Here is an 11094-nt window from a genome sequence, read left to right as displayed (position 1 = left end):
ATCTATATAATTGTATAGATTCTATGGATTTTCATTCTCAAATTCCTTTTGAGATTTTATCTCTTACCCGGTCTATTTTTTTGCATACCCACACATTAGACATGTCATATAATTGATTCATGGAAATATTTCCTTTTTATCAAAGGAGGAGAGAACCGTGAACCGGTTTACAGAGCATCACCCATCTTTGGAATCTTATTTTCGTGCCGTCATCTTGTTCGGGAAGAATTCCGCCTCGTATAAGTTCGCCATGGCGAAAGCGTTGCTGGAGATCGGGGGTAATGGACGAGAATCTTTCTTCAGCCTGCAAGACATCTCCGTCCATTTCGCGGCGCACATATGTGAACACCTGAAATTGAGTGACAAACAGGCGATATCCGCCTCCAGCAAATACCTCGATATCTGTCGGGGATACAATGCGGGGACGGTATCTTTTGACGTGCTGATTGACTCGACCAGAAAGCTGGGCTTCGTGAATGTCCTCGACGCTTTCCACAACGTGAACAATGACCGGTTGCCCGTCTCATTTTTCGAGGTGTCGAAATCTGATAACACCAAAGGGATCATACTGACCGATGACATGTATCGAATCCTACAGTCCGTCCAGGCAGACAGTTTCGAGACGGAGGTCGAGGCCAGATGGCGCCTCGTCGAGACGGCCTGGTCGTCAGGGGTATCATCGAACATGCTCAAGGTGAGACATGACGAAGTGGCCGAACTGCTCTTCGTCGAGGAGTATGATCGAGGTCGTCGCACGAACATCACATCGTCCCGCGATGCGCTGAACGGATATCAGAAAGGTAAGTGTTTCTATTGTTTCGGTAACATCAGTACCAAACCTGGACATCCTGAGTTGGCGGATGTCGACCATTTCCTCCCTCACAGGCTCACGCCCATGTTCGAGGAGAACTTGGACGGGGTGTGGAACCTGGTGCTCTCTTGTCAGGACTGCAACCGCGGCTCGGAAGGAAAGTTCGCACGTATCCCCCATATCGAATATCTGGACCGCCTCTTTGTTAGGAACGAGTTCCTCATCGAGAGTCATCACCCGCTTCGCGAAACGTTGATGAACCAGACTGGACAGACCCGCGACAAGAGGATTTCCTTTTTGAATCTGATGTATAACTTGAGTCTCCCCGCTTCCGGAGGGACGCGATGGAGACCTACTTTCGAGCTGCCACCGGCATTTTAAACAGGGCACTTCATAGAACCCATTTGCTTAACAAAATTCTCGAGAAACGAGAGGCCGTGCACCGAAGGCCAATCCACATAGAATGAAAGGAATGAGCAACAATGCATGAGGTCACATTCGAAGATGCCATGATGGCAGACTTGGTACCGGGAACAAACTATCTAAAAGGTAGTGACAGAAACTATACACGGAGTGAACCTGTCCGTAGGATTTTCAAATTTCCTGGTCTAAGGGGAGTAGGCAATATGGGAGGGATTCGCCGTGCCATGCAGCAGAATCTTATCAACCCATCTTCTCAAGAGGAGGCATTCGTCGTCCTTCTAGATACAGGTAAACATGAGAACTGGCAGAACGTCTATGACTCCGCGAGTGGTATCTTGACCTATTACGGGGACAATGAATCCTCAAGACACTACCTTTCTACAAACAATAAAGGTAACGTGGCATTAGAGAAGTTTTTCCCAAGAGCGTACAGTGAACCAGAAGCACATTTGGCGCCTTTCTTTTATTTCGAGAAACAGATGGACGGTAGTGTCAAATACGTCGGCATCGCGATACCTTATGTACCGGGCGTGGCCGAGGTGGATGCTCTGTCGTTACGCAGCTTTCGAAATCCGAAGACGGGCCTCCCTTTCGAAAATCTCGTGGGACATTTCACCGTCCTTGAGGTGACAGCCAAAAGAGAGTGGCTATTTGACCTTAAACGAGGAATAACGGATTCTGAACATGCCCCAAACGAGTGGCTACGCTTCCTGGTCGACCGTGTTCTTCAGTCCCCTGTTGAACGCCCGCTCGGCTCCAGAGGACGCCCAAGACGCCACGAACGTATATCGGAGAACATCGGCTATCGGATGGCCATCTTCAGGAGGACACAAGGAAGATTTCGTCGAGGCTTGTTAGAGAGTCGGCGTTGCTGTGACCTGTGTGGTATGACGGTCGAGCCCCTCTTGGTCGCGAGTCATATCATCCCTTGGTCGGTCGCCAACGAATACCAACGGCAAGACCTGGACAACGGACTGCTACTCTGCGTCACCCATGATGCATTGTTTGACAAGGGATTCATCAGTTTCGACGACGATGGGAGGATTCTGATCTCGGAGACGCTTCCCCGACCAGAATGGTCGAGGTTGGCCATCAACGAGACGATGCGTCTCTCGCATGTGCCGAAAAAAAAGGATTATATGCAGCTCCATCGTCTGAACATCTTCAAGTGATTCTCAAAATAAATATTTCCACCCAACCAGCCCATCAACTATCACCAGGAGGAAACGACCATGCCATTCGCAGAAAATATCAGCTTCATGCAAGGCCTGTATGATGAGATGCCGGTCCGAGAGAGACATGGCAATATACATTCTCTAGAAAGTCAGGTCCCGGGACTACAACTAAGATATCCTGGTGCGCTGCGGGGTCGCCAAATCGGGGACTACTGTCTTTACTTGAACGCTTTCGCCCCTTCGCATATCCATGTGGTCCGTGCAATCTATGCCTACTGCGAGCGACAAGGGGCCGACGGGGCAGAGGCGATACTCTGCTTTTTAGAGGACCTCGCCACGAACGGATTGGCCGGCACTGTGGACCTCCCGGCACCGTTTGAACTGGAAGGACACGAGTTGGACGGTCGCCAGACGAGGGTGCTCCTCTACTGGTTGATCCTACAGGAGGACATCAACTATCCGAGAGAACGGTATATGGGGGTCCGGATGCCGCTCATCAGGTATACCGAGGCCGTCATCGCCTCGACACACCCCGCCCTGCTTGGTATAGCGACCGTCGTCGCAAGGACCGAGGCCAGAGGCGGCAGACCGGCGCCAAGATTTGAACATCGAGAGTTACCGATACGTTATCAGGACACGTTCGGTGTCATCGAACACATGTGAGCAGTGTGAAATTGCGCCTCGAGGCTAAATCTTTACCTTTACAGATAAAAGAGCAAGAGACGTCAATCCGGTGATGGACCGACGTCTCTTGCTCTTTTGCTGTGCGTCTTTCGCGCTTCAAGCTCCTATGTCATTTCAGAGCCGCGCTTCATAGCCGTCCAACTTTTCTCGCATCTGTCCCATGAGTCGGACGAACTCCTCCCTCGTCTTCTCATCGAATCTACCGACATGGTCCATATCGATCGTCTCGAGCGCCTTCAAGGAGGTGTTCAACGCATCGAGCGGCTTCATCTTGGCACGGGAGATCGCCGTCTCCTCGGCCCGGCGGCTGACGATAGAGGCGGCCTCGTCCCTCGTCCCCTCGAGCTCCTTGATCGCTTGACGATAAGAGTCCAGGTCGATGCCCTCTTTTTCTTGGAAGGTGTCATGGACGTCGTCCACGACATCCTCGAACTCCTCCAAGAAGTCCTCACGGTTCCCTCCCTTCAAGATGTCACTCCCGATCCTCCGGATGTATCGGGTCAGGTCCTTGTCCTTCGAGACGCTGAGTGCCGCGAAGAGGGCATCTTTCACACGTGTATGCTCCTCCTCATCGTCCTCCTCTTTCTTGAGGATACCGACCATCTCCTGGAGCGGGCCATCCAGGTCCATCTCCCGGGCAAGGTAGAACTTCCCGCTGGCATTGATGAACTCGAGATACTCGACCATGAGTTCCGCCTTATCGACCATCTTTCTGACCTCTGCCGGTTTCTTGTTCGTGTTCAGGGCATACTCTTGGACGGTGAAGTACTTGTTGACGACGATGTCGTTGTAGACGTCCACGAGGTTGTCGATCGGATTGTAGTCGACCGGGCGCTCCTCGCCGTGCTGAAGGTTGAGCTCGAGCCGTTTGATATCGATGTCGGAGAGCCCTTCGGCCGGGTCCAGGATGATGGCCTCGAAGAAGGCGTCCATGCCATGGTCCCTCTTCAGGTGGCGCAGACAGGTGAAGCGACGGTTCCCGTCCACAATCGTCCCGTTGTTCAGGACGACCCCGGCCACACGTTGCCCGAAGTTCTTGATGTTGTTCTTCGTCTTCTCGAGCGCGGCCGTGTTCGACCGGACGATCATGTCCTCGACCTGTTCATTGTACTCCTCCTTGGTGAGGAGCCCGATGTCCTTTCCGTCTGACTCGAGCCGGTTCATCCAGCTGATGATGCGTCCGTTACGCTTGTTGTAGACGAGATGTTCGAGCGGGATCTGATAGACGTCGAAGACGCGAGTCTCCCCTTTGAGCGTGAGTTTCCGCTTCTGTTCCGTCTTCGAGATGTCCTTCCCGATTCGTCCTCTCAAATTGATTTTGTCTGTACCTGGTTCTACCGTCATGTCGTATACCTCCACTGTTTCTCATGATTTAAATATACTGTCCAGGAACAAATCTTTGTCCCTGTAAAGTTTTCCCGTGTCCGGGGAGAAGTACCCACCCCTCCCACGGACGTTCGCGATGATAGCGTTCCTGTCGAACTCTAGATGATATGTTTCAAAAATTTCCTCGCGTATCGTGTCCGCATCGAGCCCATCCGTCTCAGGCAGCAGGTCGAGCAGGAATCGGCCGAGCGTCCTCTTGTCCCGACCCATGTAGAAGATGTCTCCTTTTCCTGTCCTGATGGCGCCGATCCTTGTCTGCGTGTGAAGCAGCCCCTCGAAGAAGATGTCCTCTAGCCCGAGCTCGAGGATCGGGGAATCCAGACGCTCACGGACGGACGGGACGGTGAAGTAACCCGTCCCCGACTCTTTGGCGGCGTCGACCATCTGTCGGATGAATCCCTTGACCATCCCCTTGTTGATTCCGGCCTTACGCAGTCGTGCGATGTGGATATAGGTATTGTCATCGAATCGGAAGATGTCGTGGCCGTCCTCCAGCCTCTTGATGACACGTCTGAACGGGGCCGTCTTGAAGACAGGGGAGTCAGGGACTGTGAAGAAGTCATCACGGGTCAGGAGCTCCTGGAAATACGATTCTGCGCTAGGGTGCCCCGCGCGAAGGACGAGTTCCCCGCGATTGATGAACCCGACCTTCTCGAGTGCACCGCTGTTCAGATAACGGGAAGTGAAGTTATCGACGTGACCGAACGCCTGTTCAAGCTCTTCATAGGTGTAGATTTCTCTGGTGAGACGCCTTGAGAACCATGCCGCCTCCCTCTTGGTGAGCAAGGACATGCTGAGACCTATCGTCCCGTCGGGCGAGAGATAGTCCGGGAGTTCACGGCGGAGCACCTGCCTCACGGATGCGGGCTTGAGTCCGAAACGGTCCTGGATGAGCGTGAGGAACGCCTCCATATCGATGGGTGCGTTCTGTCTGATCATCTTCTTCAGCCATTCCGCCTTCCCCATCGTCCCGATTGCGATTTCCGGTTGACGCCCGGGGGCGACGTTTGTCATCTCGACATGCTTACGGATGATATAGTGCAGCTCCTCATGGTCCCTGCAGTCGAGCTCCCTCATGAGATCGGGCGAGAGGCCGAAGATATGTTCCGTACCATAGAATCCCGGCTCGAGCCGGAGTAGTCCGCGCAACCTCTGCAGGCGTCTCTGCGTCAATATCGAAAGGTCATGGAATCGGAGACGTCTGTCCGCTGACGGTATGATGACGTCCGAGCGTGTCGCGATGGCAGAGAGCGACCTGACGTCCGCCCGTAGCCTGTCGACGGTCCTCACATCGAACTCTTCGAAGATGTACCGGTCATAGAGATCTTTCCATTCCTCGATAGGTCTGGCCTCATTGTCGGCGTGTAGCCGCAGGACATGCTCGAACACGCTCGTCTTCGTGGCGGGCGAGATGCTGCCGTCACGTCCGATGATGACGGAGAGAAAGGACCTGAACCTGTGACGCTGGGCATCGTCCAACCTGTTATATAGGCCCATGATGTCATCGGTTCCCATACGAACCTTCGACGAGAGGAAGCGGTGTACCATGGGGTGCTCGGCGAACACCTCCACGAATATGTCCTCTGGGATGTCGAAGCGCACGAACCGTTTGAGATATCTCTTTCCCTCCTTCACGGATGTGACGGGGATGGTGTCGAGGGTCTCCCTCAACTGCCTCATGACGGACCTCGGCTGCAGTCCTCGTAGACGTGCGATCTCATGGGGCGTGAGTCCCTGCTCCAGCCTTTCCTTCAACAGGTCCATGTGTGGCAGCTCCGATGAAAGGAGCGACTTGAGCGTCCTCGTCCTCTTCTTGAAGAGGCCGCCCTGTGTCGGGGTCAGGATGGCGGAGCGTGACATCTCCTCGAGAAGTCCCGAGACCTCGGGACCGGTCCTGTCGATTTCGCTCATCACGTCTTCGGTCGAGAAGACGTCATCGAGTCGGTCATATATGGTCTGATAAAAGATATGGACGAGTCCTTTCCTGTCTATCTTTCGTGCCATGACTGTCGTGGTATGTGTCTCATCTTCTGTCTTATCTTCTACCTTGGCATCATCGTCTGTCACGCTCTCGGGTACGGGGACCGGGGCGGTCTTCCGTCCCTCGAAGGTGTCGTATGCCCTCATGACTCGCGCATACGCATCTGGCCGCCGTCCGCCACCTATGGCGGCCTGGAAGGAGTCGAGGTCGAGTCCCTCGAGGTCTTTATATGTCAGCCCGGCGTCCCTCATGAGCTCGATGTCGGACGCGAGTAGTCCTGTCTCTGGCAAGAGAAGATGATACAGCGTCCTCGTCTCGCACATGTCTTTGATCTCCTTATCGTCCATCACAGACTGAAGGACGATCAAGGCACGTCTCACAGACGCCGGGACGCCTGGCAGCGACCTCCCTTGCTTCGACAGAAGGTCATCGACGAATATCCTTTTTTTAAGGAGGGACACGGCATCGGCAGGGGCGACCTCCACGTCGAACCGCTCCAAAAGGTCGAGGATCCCGAATATGCCTTGTCCAGGGTCGAACGTGTCTGGTTCGCCCTCTCCTGTTTTCTTGTGGTCGACCATATGTCCCCCTCCTCCATCAAGGGTCGTGTGAGGGTTGCCTTCACGGATTCTTATGTTATATCCGAGAATCTGAGAACAGGTCCTTCAATTTAGAACACGACACCTTATTTCCCTATATTTTACTATTGTTTTCACGCGATTGACAGCCCTGCCCTATCCTTTTTCCGGCATGGTCCGTCAAAAAATCTGGTGGACGTGACTCCTTTTTGCGAGGACGGGCAAAAGGCCCCGCCGTCATGGCAGGGCCTGCTCCGTTTGATGGGTCCTCAATCGAACAGGGCCACGATCTCATCGTAGTCCACGTTCGGGTCGGGGCGGAGGTCACCGTTCTCGATGGCCTCCATCATACGTTGCTCCTTCTCTTTCAATCGGATATATATCTTTTCATCCACCGTGTTCTGCCGGTCGGGTTGACCCTCGAGCATCATGTAATGATAGCGGGTGTATTGCCCGTCCGGTAGGCCGAGGCGGTGGATACGGTCCCTCGACTGGAGCATGTGGGTCAGGTTGAACGAATACTCGAGATAGACCGCGTCATGGCAGACATGGTGGAGGGACACGGACTCGGCCAGGGTGTGCGGGTTCGTGACGATGACGTCGAACTCACGGTTCTGGAACGCCTTGATGAGCCGCTCTCGCTCCTCCTGGGGGGTGTTTCCGTATATCACGGCCGACTTGATCCCACGGGACATGAGCTCCTCATGGACCCTGTCGATCGTATGGACGAACATGCACCAGACCACGGCGGTCTTGCCTTCCTCACGTAGCGAGGTGACGGTCTCGATGGCGCGTCGGAACTTCCGCGTCTCGCGGACGGACATGAGCAACCTCACCTCTTCGGGGTCCAGCTTGACCTGAGAGGGCGCCCCTCCATCAAGCAGCGGGATGGAGTCATCGTCTTCGCCGAACATCTCGACGAGATCGATGTTGCGGAGGACGAGCTCGGGGCTCGAAGCCGCCTGGATCAGTCGGATGTACAGGCTGAAGGGGTTGCCACGGTACTTTTGGTAGAGGAGGTCGATGATTCTTTGTTCCGTGTCATCGGCGACGATTTTGTACATGAGGTCGGCATCCGCATCGGGGACACCGAGCTCTCGCTTGTTCGTCCGCCAGAAGAACGGTGCGAGTTTCCTGTTCACTTCCTGTACCTTCGTCTCGTTCGGTTCCTTCAGCTCATGGGGCTTGAAGTTGAAGAACGATTTATATTCCTCGCCGTAGAGGATGTTCAAGAAGTTGTAGATGTCCGCGTAGGTGTTCGGTATCGGTGTCCCCGTCAGGACGAACTTGTACCCGGCGTATGGCGCGATCGATTTTGCTGCTTTCGCACGCACGCTGGTCAAGCCCTTGACCTTGTGCACCTCGTCGTACACGAGCATGGTCTTCGAGTCTATCACATCCATGAGGACCCGCTCATACTTGCCGAGTGACTCATAGTTGATCAAGATCAGGTCGTAGAGGTGCGCGTCGGTCTTCAAGGAGAGCAGCGGGGCCACCGAGTCATGGATGTCGAGCACCCGTAGGTCCCGCTTCTCCCCGAAGTTGGCCTTGAACTCGTCCTTCCACGAGAGGAAGGTGTTCTTCGGCCCGATGACGACCAGCCGCTCCACCTTCTGTTGTTCCTCTGACGAGAGGAAGGCGTATGCCCCATAGACCATCGAGGTCTTCCCTGCACCAGGGACAGAGAAGTTGGCGGCCTTCTTCATCTCCACCATATAGAAGGCGGACCGCATCTGCATCTCCCGCAGGCTTCGGACGAGCTCACGGTCCACCACTTCAGCGAATGCCTCGAACTTGGTGCTCACCTTCTCGTCCAAGGACTTTAGCAGGCGGGCATACTCCGCCCGCTCCTCGATCATATACTCTTGGTCCCCGAGATGTTGGCGCAACTGATCGGTCACGACGACCTCGAAGTTCCGACGACCCCCGAGGCGCTCGAGATGACGGATGACCGTCTTGATCTCGACATAGGTCAGATCGTCACGGAAGTGCGGATACCCTTCCTTCCCGCAGAACGGCACGAGCTTGCTCGTGAACGTGCGCTCGTTCGGCCGTATCTTTCCGGGTGCGACGCGGTCATGGACGACGAGCACCCCCTTGTCGATCGTCAATACGAGCACGTCCTCCAATAGCATCTCCTTATCCAAGATGATCCTCCCCCTGTCGCGTTTCAAGATTTTTTTTAGTACCAGTTCCTCGAACGATTTGACCCTGACACCGTACGCGCCCGACCTGTCGTCCCACAGGGCATCGAACTCGTCGATCGCCTTGTCGATCTTTTGTCTGTCGAAGTCCGAGCAGAGCCAGGAACCGGTGACGTCGAACGACTCATAGTTGTGTTCGATGGCCGCCCTTGTCTCGTTGTTGGAGCCGGTGAAATAGACGATGTTCCCTTCGGCGTCCTCGACGAGCCCGAACTTGGAATGGAACAGCCCGGACCAGATGAACCCGACCCGGATGTCTGCGTACCCGTTCGCGATGAGATGGGCCAGGTTCGCGAAGTCCATCTCATCCTGGAGCGATAGTCGCTCCTCGAGCCGGTCCAGCAGGTCCTGCTCGAGAGACCTCTTCAACTCATATCCCTCGCTGATGTCATGGAAATCTTCCTCTGATATCTCCTCGGAGATGATGAGGCGCATGCGTCCGCCGTTCTCGACCAACCCCTTGATGCCCCTTGCATAACGTGCGAGCGCCTTCCCGCTGAAGTAGCCGCTCACACGGTCGTAAGAGACCGCCGCCGATAGTAACGGCTCATAGAAGTTCCGAGCTATGTTCGTCTGGTTCGTGTAATAGGAGGGCTTCAAATCGAGGAGATGAAAATCGGAATCGCTCCTCATAGGTCATCGAGCTTCTCTTTCATCAATGCGACGAGCCGATAAAATTCTTCCTTGGTCTTCGGGTCCATTCTGGCCACCTGTTCCTTGTCGATGTTATCGATCGACTTCATGGAGGAGTTCAATGCATCCACGGGCTTCATCTGGGCACGGGAAATGGCCGTCTCATCGACACGTCGGGTCACGATGTAGGACGCCTCGGCTATTGTCTGCTCCAGCCCCTTGTTGACCTCTCGGATCGTACTGATGTCCACGCTCTCCCTTTCCTGGAACGCGTCATGGACGTCATCCACGATGTCCTCGAACTCTTCCAGGAATTCCTCGCGGTTACCACTGGCTAGTATGTCTTTGCCGATCTTACGGATGTATCTCGTCAAATCTTTCTCTTTTGATGTGCTCAATGCGGTGAAGAGCGCGTCTTTGACCCGTAACCGGTCCTCCTCGTCCTTCTCTCTTCTCAGGATGCCGACCATCTCTTGGAGCGGTCCGTCCAATTCCAGCTCACGTGCCACGTAGAACTTGCCTTCTGCGTTTATGAATTTGAGGTAGTCGACCATCAGTTCGGCCTTCTCTAGCATCTTCTTCACGTCGGACTCTTTCTTCCCGATGTTCGCGGCGTAGTCTTTCGTCGTGAAGTAGCGATTGACGATGATGTCGTTATAAACGTCCACCAGGTTGTCGATGGCGTTATAGTCGACCGGTCTCTCCTCGCCGTGTTGGATCTTGAGCTCGAGACGCTTGATGTCGGCCTCCGTCAACCCCTCCTCGGGATCGAGGATGACGGCCTCGAAATACAAATCGGTTCCCTTCTCACGTTTGAGTTGGCGGAGACAGGTGAAGCGTCGGTTCCCATCGACGACCGTTCCGTTGTTCAAGACGACGCCAGGATGAATCTGTCCGATCGCATTGATGTTCTTTTTCGTCTTCTCGAGCGCCGGTTTGTTCGAGTCGATGATCATCTGTTCGACCTGTTCGTTGTACTCGTCCTTCGAGAGGGCATCGATATCGGTGCCCTCGGATTCCAACTTGTTCATCCAGCTGATGATCCGTCCGTTCCGCTTGTTATAGATGAGAAGTTCGAGCGGGATCTTGTAGACCACAAAACTCTTTACCTCGCCCTTGAGGGCGAGTTTCCGTTTTTGGTCGGTCATCATGATGTCATGACCGACCCTTGCCCGTAGATTGTTCGTCTTAATATCAGGTGCTGTGCTCATTTATATTT

The 11094-nt window shown here is 54.3% G+C and carries 7 protein-coding genes; 3 read left to right on the top strand and 4 right to left on the bottom strand.

Annotated elements, in window-relative coordinates:
• Window positions 1–157 precede the first annotated feature (157 nt).
• The 3 genes from EVJ29_RS13415 (at window position 158) to EVJ29_RS13405 (ending at window position 3072) form a co-directional block, all read left to right on the top strand.
• Window positions 158–1192 (top strand): HNH endonuclease, encoded by a 1035-nt coding sequence (locus EVJ29_RS13415; RefSeq protein ID WP_131505283.1) that lies wholly within the window; start codon window positions 158–160, stop codon window positions 1190–1192.
• Between the two features lie 101 nt (window positions 1193–1293).
• On the top strand, window positions 1294–2406 hold the full coding sequence (locus tag EVJ29_RS13410; protein WP_330857373.1) for an HNH endonuclease: 1113 nt from the start codon (window positions 1294–1296) through the stop codon (window positions 2404–2406).
• 60 nt (window positions 2407–2466) lie between these two features.
• The gene (locus EVJ29_RS13405; protein WP_131505282.1) at window positions 2467–3072 is read left to right on the top strand and encodes a hypothetical protein; all 606 of its coding nucleotides are present in this window, start codon (window positions 2467–2469) and stop codon (window positions 3070–3072) included.
• A 135-nt stretch (window positions 3073–3207) separates the two neighbouring features.
• On the opposite strand, the gene EVJ29_RS13400 is transcribed toward EVJ29_RS13405, so the two are convergent.
• From EVJ29_RS13400 to EVJ29_RS13385, 4 genes are all read right to left on the bottom strand, one after another.
• Window positions 3208–4437: a hypothetical protein gene (locus EVJ29_RS13400; RefSeq protein ID WP_131505281.1), complete on the bottom strand. Its 1230-nt coding sequence runs from the start codon at window positions 4435–4437 to the stop codon at window positions 3208–3210.
• A 21-nt stretch (window positions 4438–4458) separates the two neighbouring features.
• Window positions 4459–7041, bottom strand: a complete 2583-nt coding sequence (locus tag EVJ29_RS13395; protein ID WP_131505280.1) for a hypothetical protein — start codon at window positions 7039–7041, stop codon at window positions 4459–4461.
• Window positions 7042–7307: 266 nt separating this feature from the next.
• The gene (locus EVJ29_RS13390; protein WP_131505279.1) at window positions 7308–9875 is read right to left on the bottom strand and encodes an SNF2-related protein; all 2568 of its coding nucleotides are present in this window, start codon (window positions 9873–9875) and stop codon (window positions 7308–7310) included.
• The gene (locus EVJ29_RS13385; protein WP_131505278.1) at window positions 9872–11086 is read right to left on the bottom strand and encodes a ParB/RepB/Spo0J family partition protein; all 1215 of its coding nucleotides are present in this window, start codon (window positions 11084–11086) and stop codon (window positions 9872–9874) included. The genes EVJ29_RS13390 and EVJ29_RS13385 overlap by 4 nt, the downstream gene beginning before the upstream one ends.
• Window positions 11087–11094: the final 8 nt, after the last annotated feature.

It is taken from the genome of Exiguobacterium sp. SH4S7, from assembly GCF_004336795.1.
Lineage (GTDB): Bacteria > Bacillota > Bacilli > Exiguobacteriales > Exiguobacteriaceae > Exiguobacterium > Exiguobacterium aurantiacum_A.
Note: the sequence above shows the minus strand (reverse complement) of the source record. Positions and strands in the feature narration are given on the sequence as shown.

Excerpts from the sequence above, each read along its gene's own strand:
- EVJ29_RS13390 (WP_131505279.1), bottom strand. The coding sequence starts at position 9,875 with ATGAGGAGCGATTCCGATTTTCATCTCCTCGATTTGAAGCCCTCCTAT.
- EVJ29_RS13400 (WP_131505281.1), bottom strand. The coding sequence starts at position 4,437 with ATGACGGTAGAACCAGGTACAGACAAAATCAATTTGAGAGGACGAATC.
- EVJ29_RS13385 (WP_131505278.1), bottom strand. The coding sequence starts at position 11,086 with ATGAGCACAGCACCTGATATTAAGACGAACAATCTACGGGCAAGGGTC.
- EVJ29_RS13410 (WP_330857373.1), top strand. The coding sequence starts at position 1,294 with ATGCATGAGGTCACATTCGAAGATGCCATGATGGCAGACTTGGTACCG.
- EVJ29_RS13405 (WP_131505282.1), top strand. The coding sequence starts at position 2,467 with ATGCCATTCGCAGAAAATATCAGCTTCATGCAAGGCCTGTATGATGAG.
- EVJ29_RS13395 (WP_131505280.1), bottom strand. The coding sequence starts at position 7,041 with ATGGTCGACCACAAGAAAACAGGAGAGGGCGAACCAGACACGTTCGAC.